Annotated in this window: 20 protein-coding genes and 1 tRNA gene; 16 read left to right on the top strand and 5 right to left on the bottom strand. The window is 68.2% G+C overall.

Annotation, left to right across the window (positions count from 1 at the left end):
• Nucleotides 1-2 precede the first annotated feature (2 nt).
• A complete protein-coding gene (recN, locus tag MMF98_RS19090; protein ID WP_243308537.1) occupies nucleotides 3-1,652 on the top strand; it encodes a DNA repair protein RecN in 1,650 nt (549 codons plus the stop codon).
• Nucleotides 1,639-2,511 carry an RNase adapter RapZ gene (rapZ, locus tag MMF98_RS19085; protein ID WP_243308536.1) on the top strand — a complete coding sequence of 291 codons (873 nt, stop codon included), beginning with the start codon at nucleotides 1,639-1,641 and terminating at the stop codon, nucleotides 2,509-2,511. Before recN ends, rapZ begins: the two co-directional genes overlap by 14 nt.
• A gap of 8 nt (nucleotides 2,512-2,519) precedes the next feature.
• Here rapZ and mutY read toward each other — a convergent pair whose 3' ends face one another.
• Genes mutY through mutM form a run of 3 tightly spaced genes read right to left on the bottom strand, consistent with a single transcriptional unit; the run spans nucleotide 2,520 to nucleotide 6,389 of the window.
• Entirely contained in the window at nucleotides 2,520-3,560 is a 1,041-nt protein-coding gene (mutY, locus tag MMF98_RS19080) for an A/G-specific adenine glycosylase (protein ID WP_243308534.1), read from the bottom strand.
• Nucleotides 3,557-5,527, bottom strand: a complete 1,971-nt coding sequence (locus MMF98_RS19075; protein ID WP_243308533.1) for a dynamin family protein — start codon at nucleotides 5,525-5,527, stop codon at nucleotides 3,557-3,559. Before MMF98_RS19075 ends, mutY begins: the two co-directional genes overlap by 4 nt.
• A 46-nt stretch (nucleotides 5,528-5,573) precedes the next feature.
• The gene (gene mutM / locus MMF98_RS19070) at nucleotides 5,574-6,389 is read right to left on the bottom strand and encodes a bifunctional DNA-formamidopyrimidine glycosylase/DNA-(apurinic or apyrimidinic site) lyase (RefSeq protein ID WP_243308531.1); all 816 of its coding nucleotides are present in this window, start codon (nucleotides 6,387-6,389) and stop codon (nucleotides 5,574-5,576) included.
• Nucleotides 6,390-6,431: 42 nt separating this feature from the next.
• On the opposite strand from mutM, the gene MMF98_RS19065 reads away from it, so the two are divergent.
• The 8 genes from MMF98_RS19065 (at nucleotide 6,432) to MMF98_RS19030 (ending at nucleotide 12,526) form a co-directional block, all read left to right on the top strand.
• Nucleotides 6,432-8,189, top strand: coding sequence for a tetratricopeptide repeat protein (locus MMF98_RS19065; RefSeq protein ID WP_243308528.1), 1,758 nt, complete (start codon nucleotides 6,432-6,434; stop codon nucleotides 8,187-8,189).
• Nucleotides 8,186-8,677 carry an outer membrane lipoprotein LolB gene (locus MMF98_RS19060; protein ID WP_243308526.1) on the top strand — a complete coding sequence of 164 codons (492 nt, stop codon included), beginning with the start codon at nucleotides 8,186-8,188 and terminating at the stop codon, nucleotides 8,675-8,677. The genes MMF98_RS19065 and MMF98_RS19060 overlap by 4 nt, the downstream gene beginning before the upstream one ends.
• Before the next feature lie 27 nt (nucleotides 8,678-8,704).
• On the top strand, nucleotides 8,705-9,592 hold the full coding sequence (gene ispE / locus MMF98_RS19055) for a 4-(cytidine 5'-diphospho)-2-C-methyl-D-erythritol kinase (RefSeq protein WP_243308523.1): 888 nt from the start codon (nucleotides 8,705-8,707) through the stop codon (nucleotides 9,590-9,592).
• A gap of 14 nt (nucleotides 9,593-9,606) precedes the next feature.
• Nucleotides 9,607-9,683, top strand: a tRNA-Gln gene (locus MMF98_RS19050).
• A 49-nt stretch (nucleotides 9,684-9,732) separates the two neighbouring features.
• Nucleotides 9,733-10,707: a ribose-phosphate pyrophosphokinase gene (locus MMF98_RS19045; protein ID WP_243308522.1), complete on the top strand. Its 975-nt coding sequence runs from the start codon at nucleotides 9,733-9,735 to the stop codon at nucleotides 10,705-10,707.
• A gap of 91 nt (nucleotides 10,708-10,798) precedes the next feature.
• A complete protein-coding gene (locus MMF98_RS19040; protein ID WP_243308520.1) occupies nucleotides 10,799-11,440 on the top strand; it encodes a 50S ribosomal protein L25/general stress protein Ctc in 642 nt (213 codons plus the stop codon).
• 76 nt (nucleotides 11,441-11,516) lie between these two features.
• Nucleotides 11,517-12,143, top strand: a complete 627-nt coding sequence (pth, locus tag MMF98_RS19035) for an aminoacyl-tRNA hydrolase (RefSeq protein ID WP_243308518.1) — start codon at nucleotides 11,517-11,519, stop codon at nucleotides 12,141-12,143.
• 23 nt (nucleotides 12,144-12,166) lie between these two features.
• Nucleotides 12,167-12,526 carry a hypothetical protein gene (locus tag MMF98_RS19030; RefSeq protein WP_243308517.1) on the top strand — a complete coding sequence of 120 codons (360 nt, stop codon included), beginning with the start codon at nucleotides 12,167-12,169 and terminating at the stop codon, nucleotides 12,524-12,526.
• Nucleotides 12,527-12,543: 17 nt separating this feature from the next.
• Here the strand turns inward: MMF98_RS19030 and MMF98_RS19025 are convergent, their stop codons facing one another.
• On the bottom strand, nucleotides 12,544-12,804 hold the full coding sequence (locus MMF98_RS19025) for a YfhL family 4Fe-4S dicluster ferredoxin (protein WP_243308516.1): 261 nt from the start codon (nucleotides 12,802-12,804) through the stop codon (nucleotides 12,544-12,546).
• Nucleotides 12,805-13,016: 212 nt separating this feature from the next.
• Here MMF98_RS19025 and MMF98_RS19020 point away from each other — a divergent pair, with 212 nt between their 5' ends.
• From MMF98_RS19020 to MMF98_RS18995, 6 genes are all read left to right on the top strand, one after another.
• Entirely contained in the window at nucleotides 13,017-13,967 is a 951-nt protein-coding gene (locus tag MMF98_RS19020; protein ID WP_243308515.1) for an ABC transporter permease, read from the top strand.
• A gap of 18 nt (nucleotides 13,968-13,985) precedes the next feature.
• Complete coding sequence (locus tag MMF98_RS19015; protein ID WP_243308514.1) at nucleotides 13,986-14,858, top strand: ABC transporter permease; 873 nt, start codon at nucleotides 13,986-13,988, stop codon at nucleotides 14,856-14,858.
• Nucleotides 14,859-14,860: 2 nt separating this feature from the next.
• The gene (locus MMF98_RS19010; protein ID WP_243308513.1) at nucleotides 14,861-15,841 is read left to right on the top strand and encodes an ABC transporter ATP-binding protein; all 981 of its coding nucleotides are present in this window, start codon (nucleotides 14,861-14,863) and stop codon (nucleotides 15,839-15,841) included.
• Entirely contained in the window at nucleotides 15,838-16,851 is a 1,014-nt protein-coding gene (locus tag MMF98_RS19005) for an ABC transporter ATP-binding protein (protein WP_243308512.1), read from the top strand. Before MMF98_RS19010 ends, MMF98_RS19005 begins: the two co-directional genes overlap by 4 nt.
• A gap of 112 nt (nucleotides 16,852-16,963) precedes the next feature.
• On the top strand, nucleotides 16,964-18,466 hold the full coding sequence (locus tag MMF98_RS19000) for an ABC transporter substrate-binding protein (protein ID WP_243308511.1): 1,503 nt from the start codon (nucleotides 16,964-16,966) through the stop codon (nucleotides 18,464-18,466).
• A 10-nt stretch (nucleotides 18,467-18,476) separates the two neighbouring features.
• Complete coding sequence (locus MMF98_RS18995; protein WP_243308509.1) at nucleotides 18,477-19,823, top strand: tetratricopeptide repeat protein; 1,347 nt, start codon at nucleotides 18,477-18,479, stop codon at nucleotides 19,821-19,823.
• Here MMF98_RS18995 and MMF98_RS18990 read toward each other — a convergent pair.
• Nucleotides 19,778-20,452, bottom strand: a complete 675-nt coding sequence (locus tag MMF98_RS18990) for a histidine phosphatase family protein (RefSeq protein ID WP_243308506.1) — start codon at nucleotides 20,450-20,452, stop codon at nucleotides 19,778-19,780. The two genes, MMF98_RS18995 and MMF98_RS18990, sit on opposite strands and share 46 nt — an antisense overlap.
• Nucleotides 20,453-20,502 lie beyond the last annotated feature (50 nt).

Below are 20,502 nucleotides of genomic sequence, written 5' to 3'. Positions count from 1 at the left end.
ACATGGCGCTCAAACGCATCACCCTGCGCGATTTCGTGATCGTGCGCGAACTGGATCTTGACCTGGCCTCGGGCTTCGGCGTGCTCACCGGCGAAACGGGGGCGGGCAAATCCATCCTGATCGACGCGCTGCAACTGGCGCTGGGCGCGCGCGCCGATGCCGCCGTGGTACGCGAAGGCGCGAGCCGGGCCGACATCAGCGCCGAATTCGATGCTTCCGAAACGCTGGCGTTCTGGCTGGAAGAAGCCGGCTTCGAGGCTGGCGATGCCCTGCTGCTGCGTCGCAGCGTGGACACGCAAGGCAAGAGCCGCGCCTGGATCAACGGCAGCCCCGCCACGGTGTCGCAACTCCGGGAAGCCGGCGAACAGCTGGTCGACATCCATGGCCAGCATGCCTGGCAAAGCCTGACGCGGCCCGACTCCGTGCGCGCCCTGCTCGACGGCTATGCAGGCCTGGGCACCGCTCTGCTCGCCAGGCACTGGCAGGACTGGCGCGGCGCGCAAAAGACACTGGCCGAGGCCCGAGCCGCACAGGATTCGTTGCAGCGCGAGCGCGAGCGGCTCGCCTGGCAGATTGGCGAGGTCGACAAATTGGCCCCCGGCGCCGATGAATGGGATGAGCTCAATGCCAGCCACACGCGGCTGTCCAATGCCCAGGCGCTGCTCGATGCCGCCCAGGCAGCGCTGGAGGCGCTGGAAGGCGAGGACAACGGCGCCCTCGCCGGCCTCGCCCGTTCACAGACCGCGCTACAGAATCAGGAGCATCTCGAGCCCGAATTCCGCGGACTTTCCGAGATTCTGGCTTCCAGCCTGGCACAGGCCGAGGACGCAGCCCATTCGTTGCATGGCTGGCTGCGCAAGACCGAGCTCGATCCGCAGCGCCTGGCCGAGCTGGATGAGCGCATGTCGCTGTGGCTGTCGCTGTCGCGCCGCTACAAGCGCACACCGGCCGAATTGCCTGGCCTGCTGGCGTCGTGGCGGGAGGAGTTGGGCCGGCTGGACGCGGCAGCCGACCTGGCCTCGCTGGAAGCCCTTGAGCGCCAGGCGCATGCGGCCTATATGGAGGAAGCGCGCAGCCTGTCCAAGGCGCGCCGCAAGGCGGCGCCCCAACTGGCCCACGCCATCACCCAGGCCATGCAGGGCCTGGGCATGCAGGGTGGCCGGTTCGACGTGTCGCTGCAGACCCTGGAGCAGCCCGCACCCGGCGGGCTCGAGGACATCGGCTTTCTCGTGGCGGGCCATGCCGGCAGCACGCCCCGCCCGGTCGGCAAGGTCGCCTCGGGCGGCGAGTTGTCGCGCATCGCGTTGGCCATTGCCGTCACCACCAGTCAGCTCGGCACCGCGCAGACCCTGATTTTCGACGAGGTCGATTCGGGTGTGGGAGGGGCCGTCGCCGAAACCGTGGGCCGCCTCATGAAGCAGCTTGGCCGCGACCGCCAGGTGCTGGCCGTGACGCACCTGCCGCAGGTGGCCGCCTGCGCCGATCACCACCTCGTGGTGTCCAAGCGCAGCGACAGCGCGGGCACGGCCAGTACGGTCACGCCGGTGCAGGGCGAGCAGCGCGTCGCCGAGGTGGCGCGCATGCTCGGTGGCGAGCGCCTGTCGGGAACCACGCTGGCCCATGCCAAGGAGATGCTCGATGCCCGGGGCTGACCTCGAAATCGTCCTGATCACCGGCATGTCGGGCTCGGGCAAGTCCGTGGCGCTGCACGCGCTGGAAGACGCCGGCTACTACTGCGTGGACAACCTGCCGCCGGAACTGCTGTCCTCCCTCGTGGCGCTGGAGCAGCGCCACGGCGCCAGCCGCGTGGCCATCGCGGTGGACGTGCGCAGCGCCACATCGCTGCCCCAGGTGCCGCACCAGCTCGACGAGCTGCGCAAGCAGGGCGTCATCCTGCGCCCGCTGTTCCTGGATGCCACCACCGACACGCTGGTGCGCCGCTACTCCGAAACACGGCGCAGGCACCCACTCTCGCAAGGCGACGTGCGCGACCAGCAGCGCGCGCTGGTCGATGCCATCGAACTGGAACGCGAGCTGCTGGGCGAGCTGCGTGAACAGGCGCATGTGATCGACACCAGCCTCATCCGTTCGTCCCAGCTGCAAAGCTACGTCAAGTCGCTCATCTCGGCACCGGCCAGCCCGCTGACGCTGGTCTTCGAGTCATTTGCCTTCAAGCGCGGCCTGCCGGTCCATGCCGACTACGTGTTCGACGTCCGCATGCTGCCCAACCCCTACTACGAGCCCGGACTGCGCGCGCTGACCGGGCGCGACGAGCCCGTCCAGACCTTCCTGGGGCAGCATGCCGAGGTCGGCCAGATGTTCACCCACATCCAGTCCTTTCTGGAAGCCTGGCTCGACGTGCTGGCGCGCGATCACCGCAGCTACGTGACAGTGGCCATCGGCTGCACTGGCGGCCAGCACCGTTCGGTATTCCTGGTGGAGCAACTGGCCAGGGCCTTTGCCACCCACTGGACCACCCTCAAACGGCACCGCGAGCTGGGCGACGCCTGAGCGGTGCCTCAGCCTTCGCCCAGCAGCTTGCGAACCGGCGCGGGCAGGCCCAGTTGCGGCCACGCGTCGGCCGCGAACCAGTCGCCGTCTTCGCCCAGCACCGCGCGCGGGAGCTGGACGCGCACGGGATGCAGGTGCAGGTCCTTGTGCGTCAACACATGGGTGAACGCAGCGCCGTCGCGCAAAGGCGCATGCGGCCCGGCCGGAAGGGACGCCTCGAGCGCTTCGCGGCTATCGAACACGGGCAGGCAGTACAGCCCCGCCCAGACCCCCGGCGTGGGCCGCCTGGCCAGCCAGACTGCCCCGCTGCGGGTTTGCGCCCACAGCAGCCACAGCGACTGCGAACTGCGCTTGAGCTTGCGCGACTTGACCGGGTAGTTTTCAGGCACGCCCTCACGCTGCGCAACACACAGCCCGCTGACCGGACAGAGCAGGCAGGAAGGGTTGCGCGCCAGGCACACCGTCGCGCCCAGGTCCATCAGGCCCTGCGTGTAGCGCGGCATGGCATCGGCCAGCGCGCGCTGCGGCAGCAGGCGCGTGGCCTCGTCCCACAAGCGGCGTTCATGGGCGGCCACGGCCAGATCGTCCCCGAACCCCAGCACGCGCGTGAGCACGCGCTTCACATTGCCGTCCAGGATGGCCACGCGCTCGCCGAAGCAGAACGAGGCGATCGCCGCAGCCGTCGAGCGGCCGATGCCGGGCAGCGTCTGCAGCAGTTCGGCCGTGCGCGGAAACTCACCGCCGTGCAGTTCCACCACCTGCCGGGCGCAGCGGTGCAGGTTGCGCGCCCGGCTGTAGTAGCCCAGCCCGCTCCACAAGGCCAGCACCTCGTCGAGGCTGGCGGCCGCCAGCGAACGCACATCCGGGAAGCGCGCGAGAAACTGCGAGAAATAGCCGAGCACCGTCGACACCTGCGTTTGCTGCAGCATGATTTCCGACAGCCACACGCGGTAGGGGTCCCGCGTGTTCTGCCATGGCAGGCCGTGGCGCCCATGACTCTTTTGCCACCGCACCACCTGGGTGGCGAACTCCGCCGGCGCCGCGGTCATGCCGTCTTGAAAGCGGGTTCGGCCTGCGCGTCGCCGGTCTCGAGGTCGGGGGTATTGACCAGGTGCGAGGTCAGCTCCAGCAGCTTGGCATCGAGCTGGTCGAGCGCGGTTTCGTTGGTCTCGATCTCGCCGATGCGGTCATCCAGCCCGCTCGCCGCCTGCTGGATGCGCTCGATGGCCTCGAGGCGGCGGCCGAAATTGCGGCGGCGTTCGCGCAGCTGCGCATCGAGCTGTGCGGCCGCCGATTTGTTCCACAGCTCCACCTCGCCCAGCGCCGATTCGTAGATCACGCGCAGGCGGGTGGCCAACGCCCGCACCAGGCGGTCGGCAAATTCCGGCTGGGCCAGCTTGAGCGCATTGCTCACGCCCATGTACTGGCTGTGGCTGCGCTCGACCAGTTCGAGGTCGCGCAGGTGGCGGCTCATGTCGGGTTCTTTCGGCGCCTGCAGCGAGAAGCCGAATTCGGCGTTGAGCTGGCGGAAGCTGCCCGCCAGCATGGTCTGGGTTTCCGTGTTGAGGGCCTGCGCGCGATGCAGGCCTTCGCGCAGGCGCTCGAAGGTGTGGGCATAGGCCTTCTTCACACCAAGCTTGATGCCGGGCTGGCGCAACGCATCGTTGAGCTGCTTCATCTCGGCCTTGAGCGTGCTGTTGCCCAGCAGATGGAACACTTCGCGCAGCAGCTTCAGGTGCACCGAGCGTACGGCGTGGATCTTCGCGCCGCTCAGGTCGAATTCCGACTGTTCCTGCTCGATGCGCGAGCGCATGTGCTTGATCACCGAGGTGTTCTTGCCGCGCAAGCCCTTGAGTTCGAGCATCTGCTCGGCCAGGTCGCGCCGTCGGATGTTGATCACGCGGCCGGCCTCGGCCCGCAACTCGGAAATGCCGCTGGCCATGGCCGAGCGCAGGATCTTCTGGCGCTGACCCATCATGCCCCGGCCCAGCGCCTCTTCGAGCACGGGCAGGCAGCTGGCCTCGAGCAGCGCGGCGTCGTTGTTGACCTTGGCCACCAAGCCCTTCTGCGCGGACACCGGGATCACCTGCTCCTGGGGCAGGCCCAGGATGTCGGCCGACGTGGCGCGCTGGCGGGCGATCTGTGCCTGCACCTGCGCGGGCGTGCTCAGCGAATCCCACAGCGTGTCGATCTTGTTGAGCACCACCAGCCGCGAATCCGTGTCGGCCGCCTCGGTGATCAGGTGCTCGCGCCAGATCGAGAGATCGGTCTTGGTGACGCCGGTGTCGGCCGCGAGGATGAACACCACGGCATGGGCCTGCGGAATCAGGTTGACCGTGAGTTCGGGCTCGGCGCCAATGGCGTTCAGGCCCGGGGTGTCCAGGATCACCAGCCCCTGCTTGAGCAGCGGGTGGGCGATGTTGATCAGCGCATGGCGCCATTTCGGCACCTCCACCATGCCGTTGGTGTCCACCAGCGGATTGTCGTCAGGTGCCTCGTCGTGCCAGAAGCCGAGCGCGCGGGCCTCGTCCCGGGTTACGTGGCGCACCTCGGCCACCTTCTCCAGCGCCTGGGCCAGTTGCGACGGGTTGTTGACATCGAGGTCGACGCGGGTCCACTTCTCCGGCACCATGCGCCATTCCATCAGCGCCTGCGGCTGCAGGCGCGTCTCGATCGGCAGCAGGCGAAGGCAGGGCGGCACCTCGGCGTCGTAACCCAGCTCGGTCGGGCACATGGTGGTGCGGCCTGCGCTGGCCGGCATGATGCGGCGCTTGTAGCCGGCGAAGAAGATCGCGTTGATCAGCTCGGACTTGCCACGCGAGAACTCGGCGACAAAGGCCACCATGACCTTGTCCGAACGCATCTGGCCTTCGAGGCGGCGCAGGCGCTCGGCCACGGCGGTGTCGAGCAGGTCATGGTCCTTCATCCACTCCGACAGCAGTTTCAAACGCAAGGCGAACTCGCGCCGCCACGCCCCATGCTGATCGAATTGTTCGTTGAAAGAAGTGCTCACCATGTCCCCGAATAACTTTTCAATATAGCACCGAGCGGTCAGCCAGCACTCAGGATTTTTGGCAATGAGGACAGAAATAGGTCGATCGCTGGCCCTGGCGCAACAGTTTGATGCCGGTGCCGCACACCTTGCAAGGCTGGCCGGCCCGGTCGTAGACCATGGCCTCCAGCTGAAAGTAGCCGCTCTCGCCCTGCGCGTTGGAAAAATCGCGCAGCGTGCTGCCCCCCTTCTCCACCGCGCGCGCCAGCACGTCGCGGATCGCCGCCTGCAGCCGGGCGGCCCGCGGCGCGCTGAGGCGCGACGCGCGCAGCGTGGGCCGGATGCCGGCCAGGAACAGGGCCTCCGATGCATAGATATTGCCCACGCCCACCACGACGTCGCCGGCCAGCAGCACCTGCTTGATCGCCGCATGGCGGCGCCGCAGCCCGGCGTGAAAGCCTTTCAGGTCGAACGCCTCGCTCAGCGGCTCCACGCCGAGCCGGCCCAGCAACTTGACGGCCACGGGCGAGGCCTCGCTCCCGGCATAGACCACGGCGCCAAAGCGGCGCGGGTCGTTCAGGCGCAGCACCCCGCGGCTGGTGACCAGATCGAAATGGTCATGCACGCCGGGCGGCGGCTGGCTCGCAGCGAAGTGCAGGCTGCCCGACATGCCCAGGTGCAGCAGCAACAGCCCTTCGTCCAGGTCGAGCAGCAGGTATTTGCCGCGGCGGCGCACCCGGCGCACGGTACGGCCCGCGAGCTGCGCCGGATCGCAGCCCAGAGGCCAGCGCAGCGGCTGCCCCAGGCGGGCGGACTCGACCCGCGCGCCGGCGATGCGGTCGGCAAAGCTCAGGCGCGTGACTTCGACTTCGGGTAATTCAGGCATGGGGTCAGGCTGGAGTTCATACGCTTGGATTATTATGGGTTGATGAAGCGATTTCACCGCCTTGCAGCCGTCGCCCTGGCTGCTGCAGCCCTGGCCGCGCAGGCCCAGGTTTCGGCCGACACCCCCGCGGCCGGCAACGGCAGCGATTCGGCCAGCCCGCCGCCGGTCAACTCCAATCTCGATGCCGAGCTGTTCTACGAACTGCTGCTGGGCGAGCTCAACGTGCGCAGCGGCGAGCCCGGTGCGGGCTACTCACTGGTTCTTGATGCCGCGCGCCGGACGCGCGACAGCCAGCTGTTCCAGCGCGCCGTGGAAATCGCCCTGCAATCACGCTCCGGCGATGCCGCGCTGCAGGCCTCCCGCGCCTGGCAGCAGACCCTGCCGGAATCGCGCGAAGCCAACCGCTATGTGCTGCAGATCCTGATCGCGCTCAACCGGCTCAACGACTCCCTGGAGCCCCTCAAGAACGAAGTCGGCCTGGCTCCGCCCAAGGATCGGGCCCTGGCCATCGGCGCCATCCCGCGCCACTACGCGCGGGCTGTGGACAAGAAGCTGGCGGCCAGCGTGGTGGAACAGGCCCTGACGGATTACCTGGGCAACCCGGCCACCGGCTCCTCGGCCTGGACCACGGTCGGCCGCATGCGCCTGGCCGCCGCCGACACCAGTGGCGCACTCGACGCCGTGCGCAGCGGCCAGGCGATGGACCCGCGCGCCGAAGGCCCGGTGCTGCTCGCCCTGGAGCTGATGGACCTCAAGGTGCCGCAAGCCGAGCCCGTGGTGAAGAAATACCTCGAAGGCAAGCCGCTGCCCGAGCTGCGCATGGCCTACGCCCGCGTCCTGCTCGATGCCCAGCGCTACGCGGAGGCCTCGGGGCAGCTGCAGGTCATTACTGCGGAAAAGCCCGATTTCGCCGAGGCCTGGCTGGTCCAGGGCACGCTGCAGATGCAGGACAACCAGCCCGCCGCGGCCGAAACCTCGTTCAAGCGCTTCATCGAGCTGGCCAAGGCGGGCGGCCCGGTGGAGGAGCGCAGCCGCGCCCTTGCCCAGGCCTATCTGTCGCTGGCGCAGATTGCCGAGCAGCGCAAGGACTACGCGGGAGCCGAAGCCTGGCTGAACCGCATCGACAACCCGCAGGCCCTGGCCAGCGCCCAGACGCGCCGCGCCTCGATCCTGGCGCGCCAGGGCAAGCTCGACGAAGCGCGCCGCCTGATCCGCGGCCTGCCCGAACGCAACCCGGCCGAGGCCCGCTCCAAGCTGATGGCCGAGGTGCAGTTGCTGCGCGACAACAAGCAGTACCAGAGCGCCTACGAGCTGCTGCGCAGTGCACAGGAGCGCTCGCCCACCGACAGCGACCTGTTGTACGACCAGGCCATGCTGGCCGAGAAGCTGGGCAACTTTGCCGAGATGGAGCGCCTGCTGCGGCAGTTGATCGCCATCAAGCCCGACTACCACCATGCCTACAACGCACTGGGCTATTCGCTGGCCGAGCGTGGCGTGCGCCTGCCCGAGGCGCGCGACCTGATCCGCAAGGCCCTGGAGTACGCGCCGGGCGACCCGTTCATCTCGGACAGCCTGGGCTGGGTCGAATTCCGCATGGGCAACCAGGCGGAGGCGCTGCGCATTCTGGACAGCGCCTACCAGTCCAAGCCCGACCCCGAGATCGCAGCCCATCTGGGCGAGGTGCTCTGGGCCCTGGGCCAGCGCGAGCGCGCCGTCGCCATCTGGAAGGAAGGCCTGCTGCTCAACGCCAACAACGAGGCCCTGCAGGAAACCCTCAAGCGCCTGCGCGTGAAGCTGTGAACCCGCCGCGTCGCTGGCTGCTGCTGATTGCTATTCTTTTCATAGCAGGATGTGCCCACCCGACAAGGACCTCTGGCCTGAATGATGCAGAAAACCCGGTCTGGAGCGGCCGTCTGGCGCTGCAGGTCGACTCCGAGCCGCCGCAGTCGTTCTCGGCCGGCTTCGAACTCAGAGGCAACGCCGGCGCGGGCGAGTTGGCGCTGTTCTCCCCGCTGGGCAGCACCCTGGCCGTGCTGGCCTGGGCGCCGGGCAGCGCCACTTTGCGCGACGACAAGGGCACCCGCAGCTTCGACTCGCTGGATGCGCTGGTCGCCCAGGCCACCGGCACGCCCCTTCCCATCGCCGCCCTGTTCGACTGGCTGCAGGGCCGCGACACCCCCGTGCCGGGCTGGCAGGCCGACCTGTCCCGGCGCGCCGACGGGCGCCTAGCGGCCCGGCGCACCGAGCCGGCGCCCACCGCCCAGCTGCGGCTGGCGCTGGACCGGTAGGCGAGAGCCGCCGCCGATAATGCCGCCATGAAGGCGCTGTACGACGTCCCGGCTCCGGCCAAGCTGAACCTGTTCCTGCACATCACCGGGCGCCGGGAGGATGGCTACCACCTGCTGCAATCGGTCTTCATGCTGATCGACTGGTGCGACACGCTGCATGTGGAGCTGCGCCCCGACGGGATCATCAGCCGCGAAGACCTGACGGCCGCGCTACCCGCGGACGACCTCGTGGTCCGGGCGGCGCGGGCGCTTCAGGCCGCCGCCGCCACGCCGCTGGGCGCGCACATCGGCGTGGCCAAGCAGATTCCCGCCCAGGCTGGCATGGGCGGAGGGTCCTCCGACGCGGCTTCCTGCCTGCTGGCCCTCAACCGCCTGTGGCAACTGCACCTGCCGCTCGAAAAACTGGCCCGGATCGGCCTGCAGCTGGGTGCCGACGTGCCGTTCTTCCTGTACGGCCGCCATGCCTGGGTCGAGGGTATTGGCGAGAAAATCACCCCTCTCGACCTGCCGCCAGCCCGCTTTCTGGTGGTCAAACCGGGCAGCGGACTCGAGACCCAAACGATTTTCACGGACCCGGAGCTGAAACGCGACAGTAAAACTGCTACAATCCAAGGCTTTGCTGCAAATGCTGAATCAGACAAGTTCAGCTTCGGTCGCAACGACCTGCAGCCAGTCGCCCAAAGGCTCTGCCCCGAGGTGACCCAGGCCCTGAAATGGCTGGGTTCCCAGGGATTGCAGGGCCGGATGACAGGCTCGGGAAGTGCGGTATTTGCGCAGATGTTGCGCGACGTGGATCTGGATGACGCCCAGGGCCTTCGGCCTCAAGCCTGGCAGGTCCGCTCATGCAACAATTTGGATGTCCATCCCCTGCTGGGGTGGGCACCCAGCGACAATTCATCGGTGGGCGGTTTTTAGCCGTCAACCCGTGTAGGGGAGTCGCCAAGCTGGTTAAGGCACCGGATTTTGATTCCGGCATGCAAAGGTTCGAATCCTTTCTCCCCTGCCAAATACGTCAGACGTACAGGCACAAACGCTACACAATCGCTGGGACGCTCATGCAGGCTCAACATCCTGATTTCATGGTTTTCACGGGCAATGCCAACCCTGGCATGGCCGCCGAGATTGCGCAGCATCTGGGCATCTCGCTGGGTGCGGCCCATGTGGGGCGCTTTTCCGACGGCGAAGTCACCGTCGAGATCAACCAGAACGTGCGTGCGCGCGACGTCTTCGTGGTGCAGTCCACCTGCGCCCCGACCAACGAAAACCTGATGGAACTGCTGATCATGGTCGATGCGCTCAAGCGCGCCTCGGCCGAGCGCATTTCCGCGGTGATCCCCTATTTCGGCTACGCCCGCCAGGACCGCCGCCCGCGCTCGTCGCGCGTGCCGATCTCGGCCAAGGTGGTTGCCAACCTGCTGCAGACCGTGGGCGTGTCCCGCGTGCTGACCATGGACCTGCACGCCGACCAGATCCAGGGCTTCTTCGACATCCCGGTGGACAACATCTACGCCTCGCCGGTGCTGCTGGGCGACCTGCGCCAGAAGAGCTACGACGACCTGATCGTGGTCTCGCCCGACGTCGGCGGCGTGGTACGCGCCCGTGCGCTGGCCAAGCAGCTCGGCTGCGACCTGGCCATCATCGACAAGCGCCGCCCCAAGGCCAACGTGAGCGAAGTCATGCACGTGATCGGCGAGATCGACGGGCGCAACTGCGTGATCATGGACGACATGATCGACACCGCCGGCACCCTTGTGAAGGCGGCCGAGGTGCTCAAGGAACGCGGCGCCAAGAAGGTCTATGCCTACTGCACGCACCCGATCTTCTCGGGCCCCGCCATCGAGCGCATCGCCAAGGGCACGGCGCTCGATGAAGTCGTGGTGACCAACACCATCCCGCTCAGCGATGCCGCGCGGGGATGCCAGAAAATCCGCCAGCTCTCCGTGGCGCCGCTGATCGCCGAGACGATCCAGCGCATTGCCAAGGGCGAGTCGGTGATGAGTTTGTTCTCGGACCAGGAAAACCTCTTCTGAGGGGTGCCGAGTCAAAAAAGCGGGCCTCGTCCGGGGCCCTTGTTGAAACCGGAGCCACACTGGTCGCGGTGGGCTCTCATTGGAGTGAACCATGAAATTCGTCGCTTTTGAGCGCGCAAAGCAGGGTACGGGTGCGAGCCGCCGTCTGCGCAACACGGGCAAGACGCCCGGCATCGTCTACGGTGGCGAAGGCCAGCCGCAACTGATCGAACTCGATCACAACGCCCTCTGGCACGCCCTGAAGAAGGAAGCCTTCCACTCGTCCATCCTGGACATGGAGCTGGACGGCAAGGCCGCCAAGGTGCTGCTGCGCGACGTGCAGTTCCACCCGTTCAAGCAACTCGTGCTGCACATCGACTTCCAGCGCGTGGACGCCAAGACCAAGCTGCACATGAAGGTGCCGCTGCACTACGTCAACGCGGAAGAGTCACAGGCGGTCAAGTTCGAACACTGCGTGGTCAACCACGTGGTCGCCGAGCTCGAAGTTTCCTGCCTGCCGGCCGATCTGCCCGAGTTCATCACGGTGGACCTGAGCGGCCTGAAGAAGGGCACCTCGCTGCACCTGAACGACATCACCCTGCCCAAGGGCGTGGCCGCCGTCACCCGCGGCAAGGAAAACCCGGTGCTGGTGTCCGTGGTGGCCACGGTTGCCGAAGAAGCCCCCGCACCGGCTGCTGCAGCCCCGGCCGCCGCGCCTGCCGCTGCCAAGGCTCCCGCCGCCCCCAAGAAGTAAGCCCTCCCCGGCTTCGTGCACAACGGCCCACCTCGGTGGGCCGTTTGCTTGGGCGCCCCGATAATCGACCCTCATCATGATCAAACTGTTTGTCGGCCTCGGCAATCCCGGCCCCGAATACGACGCCACGCGCCACAACGCGGGTTTCTGGTGGATCGATGCGCTCGCGCGCGAGCTCAAGGTCACGCTGGTGCCTGACAAGAGCTACCACGGCCTGGTGGCGCGCACGGCCATCCATGGACAGACGCTCTGGCTGCTCGAGCCGCAGACCTTCATGAATCTCTCGGGCAAGTCGGTGGCGGCACTCGCCCGCTTCTTCAAGATCCAGCCCGACGAGATCCTCGTGGTGCACGATGAACTCGACATCGTGCCGGGCCAGGCCAAGCTCAAGCTCGGGGGAAGCCACGCCGGCCACAACGGCCTGCGCGACATCCATGCCCAGCTCGGCACCTCCGACTACTGGCGCCTGCGCCTGGGCATCGGCCACCCGGGCGTGAAATCGGAAGTGATCCATTGGGTGCTGAAAAAACCCTCGCCCGAACAGCGCAGCGCCATCGAAGAATGCGTGGACCGTACCCTCAAGGCCGTGCCCGCGCTGCTGGCAGGCGAGATGGAGAAGGCCACGCTGCTGATCCACACCAGCAAGCCGCCGCGCCCCAAGCCACCCCGGCCCGAGGCGGCCAGGCCCGACAGCCTGCCCTGAGCCCCCTCTTCCTGGCGGCCTTCATGAAGCACCACGCAGCGCACGGCCTCCTGCTTGCCCTGGCCGGTCTGCTGGCCGCGGGCACCCATGCCGAGGAAGTCTGGCGCTGCGGGAACAGTTATGGCCAGTCGCCCTGCCCGGGCGGCATCGCCGTGCCCGCGGACGACGCGCGCACGGCCGCGCAAAAGGCCGAGGCCGACGCGGCGACCCGGCGCGCGTCGCAGACCGCCGGCCAGATGGAACAGGAACGCCTCCAGCGCAATGCCAGGACCCGCGCCCAGGCCGCCGCCGTGCCGCGCACCGCGGCCTCGTCGGCCTCCGACGAACCGCCTTCCCGGCACATCGTGAGACAGCCGTCCGGCCAAGCCAGCCGCGGCAAGTGAGCGGCCCCCGCACGGGCTCAGGCCGTCTTGGCCTCGGACTGCAGGCGCTGAAACTTCTGCCACAGCGTTTCGCGCGACTCCACCACCTCGGGGTTCAGCGGAATGCAGGCCACCGGGCAGACCTGCACGCATTGCGGCTCATCGAAATGGCCGACGCATTCCGTGCATTTGCGCGGGTCGATCTCGTAGATCTCGGCGCCCAGGTAGATCGCCTGGTTCGGGCACTCGGGCTCGCAGACATCGCAGTTGATGCACTCGTCGGTGATCATCAGCGCCATGGTGCGCTCCCGCGGCAGGTAACAAGCGGCTGCTCTGCATTCATGGCCCGATTATCGCGTCCTGCGCACGGCCCTGTCCCCCTCAGGGTCGAGCCGGCGGGCAGCAAGAACAATGGCAGGAAATTTGCGTGTATGCTCGTCGGGCACGCCCCGGTATTCCTATGCATGCCGACGGATCGACAACCCACGCAGCCCGGTGACACAGCGCCTCCATGAGTCTTTTTCTTGCCAAGCGGTTCATCACGCTGATCGCCACCCTGCTCGCCGCGTCCGTCGTCATCTTCCTGGCCCTCGAAGTCCTGCCCGGCAACGCGGCCCAGATGATGATGGGGCCCGACGCCCCGCAGGAAGCCGTGCAGGCGCTGTCGCACAAGCTGGGGCTGGACAAGCCCGCGGCCGAGCGCTACTGGGACTGGATCGAGGGCATGAGCCGGGGCGACCTCGGCAACAGCTATGCCTATGGCACGCCGGTGACCGAGCTGATCCTCGAGCGCCTGGCGCTGACCATCCCGCTGGCCATCCTGGCCATGCTGCTCACCACCGTGCTGGCGCTCACCGCCGGCATCTACGCCGCCTCGCGCCACAACCGGCTCGGCGATGTCGGCATGATGGGCCTGAGCCAGTTCGGCATCGCGATCCCGAATTTCTGGTTTGCCATCCTGCTGATCCTGCTGTTCTCGGTGAACCTGCGATGGTTCTCCGCCGGCGGCTTTCCGGGCTGGGGCAACGGCGTCTGGCCCGCGCTCAAGTCACTGGTGCTGCCGGCTGTGTCGCTGGCCGTGGTGCAGGCGGCCATCCTGGCGCGCATCACGCGCTCGGCCGTGCTGGAGGTGCTGCGCGAGGACTTCGTGCGCACCGCGCGCGCCAAGGGCCTGTCGCAGCGCGCCACGCTGTGGGGCCATGTGCTGCGCAACGCGCTGATTCCGGTGATCACCGTCATGGGCCTGCAGTTCGCCGAGCTGCTGGCCGGCACCATCGTGGTGGAGAACGTGTTCTACCTGCCCGGCCTCGGGCGTCTGATCTTCCAGTCCATCTCCAACCGCGACCTGATCGTCGTGCGCGACTGCATGATGCTGCTGGCCGGCATGGTGGTGCTGGTGAATTTCGTGGTCGACCTGCTGTATGCCGCGATCGACCCCCGCATCAAGGCCTCGGACATCTGAGCCCGGCCCCGCTTTCCGATGAATACCCTGACCCTGACTCCCGCCCCGACGGCACCGCCCGGCTTCTGGCGCCGCGCACTGCGCCACCGCAGCTTCATGCTCGGCGCCCTGCTCACCCTGCTGCTGATCCTCACGGCCGCCGTGTCGCTGTTCTGGACGCCCTGGTCGCCCTACGACATCGACATCCCGGGCAAGCTGCAGAAGCCGGGCGCCGCGCACTGGCTGGGCACCGACTCGCTGGGGCGCGACGTGCTCTCGCTCATCATGGCCGGCGCGCGCAACTCCATCCTGGTGGGCGTGATCGCGGTCGGCATCGGCCTCGTCGGCGGCACGCTGCTGGGCATGCTGGCGGCCGCGCGCCGCGGCTGGGTGGAGGAGTTCATCATGCGCGCATCGGACTTCACCTTCGCCTTCCCCGCCATCCTGCTGGCCATCATGATGACCGCGGTGTTCGGCCCCGGCATCGTCAACTCCATCATCGCCATCGGCATTGCCAACATCCCCACGTTCGCGCGCATCACGCGGGCCTCGGCCACCAGCGTGTGGGGACGCGAGTACGTGCTGGCCGCGCGCGCCTGCGGCAAGGGCGCCTGGCGCATCTCGATCGAGCATGTGCTGCCCAACATCCTCTCGATCATCATCGTGCAGGCCACCATCCGCTTCGCCATCGCCATTCTTGCGGAAGCCGCACTGTCCTACCTGGGCCTGGGCACCCAGCCGCCCCAGCCGTCCTGGGGCCGCATGCTCAGCGAAGCGCAGACGCTGCTGTTCCAGGCCCCGCGCCTGGCGGTCTTTCCGGGGCTGGCCATCGCGATGGCCGTGCTCGGCCTCAACCTGCTGGGCGACGGTCTGCGCGACCTGCTCGACCCGCGTCTGTCACGGGAGCGCTGAGCATGGCCCTGCTGGAAGTCGACAACCTCGTCGTCCGACTGAAAACTTCGCGCGGCCCGGCCGATGCGGTGCGCGGCGTGAGCTTCAGCCTGGACAGCGGCGACACGCTCGGCCTGATCGGCGAATCGGGTTGCGGCAAGTCGCTCACCGCCATGGCGCTGATGGGCCTGCTGCCCGCCAGCGCCCAGGTCACCGGCAGCATCCGCCTCAATGGCCGTGAACTGGTGGGCCTGCCCGACGCCGAGCTGTGCAAGGTCCGCGGCAACCGCATCGGCATGATCTTCCAGGAGCCGATGACGGCGCTCAACCCGCTGCACACCATCGGCCGCCAGGTGGCCGAGCCGCTGATGCGCCACCGCGGCCTGTCCGGGGCAGCGGCCCGCAAGGAGGTGATCGCCCTGCTCGACCGCGTCGGCCTGCCCGACGCCGCGCGCCGCGTGGACGCCTACCCGCACCAGTTCTCGGGCGGCCAGCGCCAGCGCGTGACCATCGCCATGGCGCTGGCCTGCGGCCCCGAGCTGCTGATCGCCGATGAGCCCACTACCGCGCTTGACGTGACCATCCAGGGCCAGATCCTCGACCTGATCGCCGACCTCGTCCAGGAGCGCGGCATGGCCATGATCCTGATCTCGCACGATCTCGGCGTGATCGCCGAGAACGTGCGCCGCATGCTCGTGATGTATGGCGGCAGCGTGGTCGAAAGCGGCCCCACCGAATCGGTGTTCGCCCATCTCGCCCATCCCTACAGCCAGGGCCTGTTCGCCGCCCGCCCGCGCATCGGCGGCGCCCGCCATGCGCGCCTGACCACCATCGCGGGCACGGTGCCCGAGCTGGTGGACCTGCCGTCCGGCTGCCCCTTCACCGCGCGCTGCAGCGTGGCCCTGGACAGCTGTGCCCACCTGCGTCCCGCGCCGGTGCTCGTCGGCGCCCACCACGAGGCCCGCTGCGTGCTGGCCCAGCCCATGACCCCGGAGCCGGCATGACCGCCCCCCTGCTTGAAGCATCCCGTCTCGTGCAGCACTACCGGCTGCCGCGCGAGAGCCTGTTCCGTCCGGCGCCGCTGGTCTATGCGCTCAATGGCGTGGACTTCCGCATCCTGCCGGGCAGGAGCCTGGGCATCGTGGGCGAATCCGGCTCGGGCAAATCCACCCTTGCGCGCACCGTGATGGCGCTGGAGACGCCCACCAGCGGCTCCGTCAAGCTGCTGGGGCAGGACCTGCACACGCTGCCGCCCGCCGGGCTGCAGCGCGCGCGGCGCGACTTCCAGATGGTGTTCCAGGACCCCTACGGCTCGCTCGACCCGCGCCAGACCGTGGCCCGCATCGTGGCCGAGCCGCTGGCCGCGCAGGGCGACGCCTCGGCGCAGGAGATGCGCGAGCGCGCCGGCGAGACGCTGGCCTCGGTCGGCCTGCGCCCGGCCGACCTCGACAAATACCCGCACGAGTTCTCGGGCGGCCAGCGCCAGCGCATCGCCATCGCGCGCGCGCTCATCACGCGGCCCAAGCTCATCGTGGCCGACGAACCCGTCTCGGCACTCGATGTCTCGGTGCAGGCCCAAGTGCTCAACCTGCTGCAGGACCTGCAGGCCGGCTTCGGCGTGACCTACATGTTCATCAGCCACGACCTGGCCGTGGTCGACCGCATCTGCGACGAAGTGGCCGTGATCTACCGCGGGCGCATCGTGGAACAGGGCAGCCCCGACGTGCTGTTCGGCCGGCCGGCCCATCCCTACACCCGCGCCCTGCTCGACGCCGTGCCGCAGACGGTGCCGGGCCGCCGGCGCCAGCGGCGCGCGCCGATGCCGATCGCCAGCCACAGCAGCCTGGGCCAGGGCTGCGCCTTCGCCGGCCGCTGCCCGCATGCGCAGGAGCGCTGCTTGGCACAGGCGCCCGAGCTGCGCGCCGTCGCCGATGCGGCGGGCGTGCATCTCGCGGCCTGCCATTTCGCCGAAGACGTGATGGCCCAGCCTTCGCCATTGTCGCTGGCCGCCTAGCCCCGGCCGCATAGGCGCTGCGCGCATGAACTTACGCCTTGTCGCCACTGGGGCTTGGCGTCACAATGTACGTTTGCATCCCAATCATTGAGTCCTGAAGGAGTTTGAGGTCATGAAGATTCAACGGCGTTCCGTGCTGCTTGCAGCCACCGTGTCGGCCAGCCTGTTGGCCGCCGTTCCCATGAGCAGCATCGCCCAGGCCAACAAGAATGCCGTGACCATCGGCGTCACGCTCGAACCCAACGGCCTCGACCCGTCCGCAGGCGCCGCTTCGTCCATCTCCGAAGTCACGCTCTACAACATCTACGAAACCCTCACCAAGTTCAACGAGAACGGCACGGCTACGCCCCTGCTGGCCGAGAGCTGGACCATCTCGCCGGACCAGAAGACCTACACCTTCAAGCTGCGCACCGGCGTCAAGTTCCACAACGGCGAGCCCTTCAGCGCCGCCAGCGTGAAGTACTCGTTCGAGCGCGCCGCCGCCGAAGGCTCGACCAACAAGGACAAGGCGGTGTTCACCAACATCGCCAAGATCGACACCCCCGACCCGGCCACGGTGGTGCTCACGCTCAAGAACCCCAACCCCGACCTGCTGCTCATGCTGGGCCAGGGCACGGCCATCATCGTCGAACCCAAGAGCGCCGCCACCAACGGCACCCAGCCGGTCGGCACCGGCCCCTACAAGTTCGACAACTGGGCCAAGGGCTCGGCCGTGACGCTGTCCAAGTGGGACGGCTACCGCAACCCGGCCGCCATCAAGATCGGCAAGGCCACCTTCCGCTTCATCAGCGACCAGGCCGCCTCGGTGGCCGCCCTGCTGGCCGGCGACGTGGACGCCTACCCGCGCGGCATCCAGGCCAAGAGCCTCGATCCGTTCAAGAACGACCCGCGCTTCCAGGTGCTGATCGGCAACTCGCGCGCCAAGACCATCCTGAGCATCAACAACAAGAAGAAGCCGCTGGACGACGTGCGCGTGCGCCGCGCCATCGCGGCCGCGATCGACCGCAAGGCCGTGATCGACGGCGCCGTGGACGGGCTGGGCACGCCCATCGGCAGCCACTACGTGCCGGGCGCCTTCGGCTATGTCGACACCACCGGCGTCAATCCCTACAACGTGGAGAAGGCCAAGGCCCTGCTGGCCGAGGCCGGCGTGAAGACGCCGCTCGAACTGAGCCTCAAGCTGCCGCCGCCGCCCTATGCGCGCCAGGGTGGCGAGATCATCGCGGCCCAGCTCGCCAAGGTCGGCATCGTGGCCAAGATCGAGAACGTCGAATGGGCGCAGTGGCTCGACGGCGTCTACAAGAACAAGAACTACGACCTGAGCATCGTCTCGCACGTCGAGGCCTTCGACTTCTCGAACTACGCCAAACCCGACTACTACTTCCAGTACGACTCGGCCAAGTTCCGCGAGCTGATCGACAAGATCAACACCGCCACCAAGAACGACGACCGCGCCAAGTACTACGGCGAAGCCCAGCGCCTGCTGGCCACCGACGCCGTCAACGGCTTCCTGTTCGCGCCGCAATGGGCCACCGTCACCAGCGCCAAGCTCAGCGGCGTGTGGAAGGACCAGCCCATCTTCGTGAACGACCTGTCGGCCCTGGCCTGGAAATAAACCGGAGCCCATGGCTGCAGAACTCCGCGACGCCCTGGGCAACCCCCTGGCGGTGTCCGACCCGGCCAGCGTTGCGGCTGTCAATGATTTCGTCGAGGGGTTCATTGCCTGCGAAGCGCGGGCCGTGAACGTGCTGCCGGCCGCGCAGCACGATGACGGCCCGATCGTGCAGGCCTATGCGGCGGCGCTGCACATGTTCGCCGAATCGCGCGAGGGCCCGGGCAACGCGCGGCCGTTCATCGAGCGGGCCCTGGCCTCGCCGCTGGCGGCCAGCGAGCGCGAGCAGCGCTTCGTGCGCGCCGTGCAGGCCTGGATCGACGGCGACATCAACCTCGCGATCCGGCTCCACGAGGAGCAGGCGCGCGAGCACCCGCGCGACCTGGCCTCGCTCAAGCTGGGGCAATACCACCTGTTCAACCAGGGCGACTCGCCCGGCATGCTGCGCCTGGCCCTGGCCGCCCTGCCCGCCGCCGCCGACGTGCCCTACCTGCACGGCATGGCCGCCTTCGCCTGGGAGCAGTGCCATCTGCTGGCGCAGGCCGAACGCGCCGCTCGCCAGGCCATCCATCTGTGCCGCAAGGAACCCTGGGCCCACCATGCGCTGGCCCATGTGATGCTGACCGAAGGGCGGCTCACCGAGGGCATGGCGTTCCTGCGGGACGTCAGCCCCACCTGGACCGGCCTCAACTCGTTCATGGTCACGCACAACTGGTGGCACCTGGCCCTGTTCGCGCTGGACCTCGGACAGCACGACGAGGTGCTGCGCCTGTATGACGAGCAGGTCTGGGGCGTGGTCAAGGAATATTCGCAGGACCAGGTCAACGCCGTCTCGCTGCTGGCGCGGCTGGAGCTGGCCGGCGTGGACGTGGGCGAGCGCTGGCAGGATGTCGGCCGCTACCTGGCCACTCGCCTGGACGACCATGTGCTGCCGTTCCTCGACATGCAGTACCTGTACGGCCTGGCCCGCGCGCAGCGCCCCGAAGCCGCGCTGCTGATGCGCCACATCGAAGCCCATGCGGCCCAGGCCGCCGGCCCGTCGCGCGCCGCCTGGCAGCGCGTCTGCCTGCCCGCCTGCCGCGGCCTGCTGGCGCACGCCGCGGGCGACCACGCCACCGCCGTGGACGAACTCGGCGCGGCGCTGCCCCGGTTGCTGGAGATCGGCGGCAGCCATGCCCAGCGCGACCTGTTCGCCCAGATCCACCTGGATGCGCTGATCCGCAGCGGCGGCCTGTCCGGCGCCCAGAACCTGTTGCAGCAGCAGCTGCGCGGCCAGCCGGAATCGCTGCGGCTGCGCCGCCAGGCCGAAGCCGTCTATGCGGCGCTGGGGCTCGACTCGGCGCTGGCCAGCCTGGCCTGATCGTAGACCGGCTGCGCCGGCAGGTCGGCCAGGTGCTGCGTGTCGGCCCACGAGAGGATCTCGATCGCCTCGCCCTGCACCCGCACCCGGCTCAGGCCCGCGTTGGGAATCTGGCTCTGGCGCGGCCCGTTGAGCCCGAGCCGGCGGGCCGTGCGGTAGATCATGTCGAGCACGCCACCATGCGTCACCACCGCCAGCGTCTGCTGCGGATGCGCCGCCGCCAGCCGGTACACCGCCTGCATCACGCGGGCATGGAACTCGAGGGGACTTTCGCCTTCGGGCATCGCATAGTCCTCGCGGAACTGCAGCCACCGGGCCCAGGCCTCGGGGTGCTGCCGCTTGATGTCGTCCACGCGCATGCCGTCCACCACGCCGAAGTTCTGCTCGCGCAGGGCGGCATCGGTGACGCTGCACAGCGCGAGCTGCTTCGCGGCCGGCCCGGCCGTCTGCTGCGTGCGCAGAAGGTCGCTGCAGTACAGGTGGTGCACGGTCTCCGCCGCCAGGCGCTGGCCCACGCGGCGCGCCTGCTCGTGCCCCAACGGGTTGAGCGGCACATCCACCTGGCCCTGGAAACGCAGCTCACGGTTCCAGTCGGTTTCGCCGTGGCGGATCAGTATCAGTTCGGTCATTGATCCGATTATCCGGCATGCGCGGTATCGGCTATTGCTATCAATTCAAT

It is taken from the genome of Variovorax terrae (assembly GCF_022809125.1).
Classification (GTDB): domain Bacteria; phylum Pseudomonadota; class Gammaproteobacteria; order Burkholderiales; family Burkholderiaceae_C; genus Variovorax_A; species Variovorax_A terrae.
The sequence above is the reverse complement of the archived record's forward strand: the minus strand, read 5'-3'. Positions and strand labels throughout refer to the sequence as shown.

Excerpts from the sequence above, each read along its gene's own strand:
- recN (WP_243308537.1), top strand. The coding sequence starts at position 3 with ATGGCGCTCAAACGCATCACCCTGCGCGATTTCGTGATCGTGCGCGAA.
- rapZ (WP_243308536.1), top strand. The coding sequence starts at position 1,639 with ATGCCCGGGGCTGACCTCGAAATCGTCCTGATCACCGGCATGTCGGGC.
- mutY (WP_243308534.1), bottom strand. The coding sequence starts at position 3,560 with ATGACCGCGGCGCCGGCGGAGTTCGCCACCCAGGTGGTGCGGTGGCAA.
- MMF98_RS19075 (WP_243308533.1), bottom strand. The coding sequence starts at position 5,527 with ATGGTGAGCACTTCTTTCAACGAACAATTCGATCAGCATGGGGCGTGG.
- mutM (WP_243308531.1), bottom strand. The coding sequence starts at position 6,389 with ATGCCTGAATTACCCGAAGTCGAAGTCACGCGCCTGAGCTTTGCCGAC.
- MMF98_RS19065 (WP_243308528.1), top strand. The coding sequence starts at position 6,432 with ATGAAGCGATTTCACCGCCTTGCAGCCGTCGCCCTGGCTGCTGCAGCC.
- ispE (WP_243308523.1), top strand. The coding sequence starts at position 8,705 with ATGAAGGCGCTGTACGACGTCCCGGCTCCGGCCAAGCTGAACCTGTTC.
- MMF98_RS19045 (WP_243308522.1), top strand. The coding sequence starts at position 9,733 with ATGCAGGCTCAACATCCTGATTTCATGGTTTTCACGGGCAATGCCAAC.
- MMF98_RS19040 (WP_243308520.1), top strand. The coding sequence starts at position 10,799 with ATGAAATTCGTCGCTTTTGAGCGCGCAAAGCAGGGTACGGGTGCGAGC.
- pth (WP_243308518.1), top strand. The coding sequence starts at position 11,517 with ATGATCAAACTGTTTGTCGGCCTCGGCAATCCCGGCCCCGAATACGAC.
- MMF98_RS19030 (WP_243308517.1), top strand. The coding sequence starts at position 12,167 with ATGAAGCACCACGCAGCGCACGGCCTCCTGCTTGCCCTGGCCGGTCTG.
- MMF98_RS19025 (WP_243308516.1), bottom strand. The coding sequence starts at position 12,804 with ATGGCGCTGATGATCACCGACGAGTGCATCAACTGCGATGTCTGCGAG.
- MMF98_RS19020 (WP_243308515.1), top strand. The coding sequence starts at position 13,017 with ATGAGTCTTTTTCTTGCCAAGCGGTTCATCACGCTGATCGCCACCCTG.
- MMF98_RS19015 (WP_243308514.1), top strand. The coding sequence starts at position 13,986 with ATGAATACCCTGACCCTGACTCCCGCCCCGACGGCACCGCCCGGCTTC.
- MMF98_RS19010 (WP_243308513.1), top strand. The coding sequence starts at position 14,861 with ATGGCCCTGCTGGAAGTCGACAACCTCGTCGTCCGACTGAAAACTTCG.
- MMF98_RS19005 (WP_243308512.1), top strand. The coding sequence starts at position 15,838 with ATGACCGCCCCCCTGCTTGAAGCATCCCGTCTCGTGCAGCACTACCGG.
- MMF98_RS19000 (WP_243308511.1), top strand. The coding sequence starts at position 16,964 with ATGAAGATTCAACGGCGTTCCGTGCTGCTTGCAGCCACCGTGTCGGCC.
- MMF98_RS18995 (WP_243308509.1), top strand. The coding sequence starts at position 18,477 with ATGGCTGCAGAACTCCGCGACGCCCTGGGCAACCCCCTGGCGGTGTCC.
- MMF98_RS18990 (WP_243308506.1), bottom strand. The coding sequence starts at position 20,452 with ATGACCGAACTGATACTGATCCGCCACGGCGAAACCGACTGGAACCGT.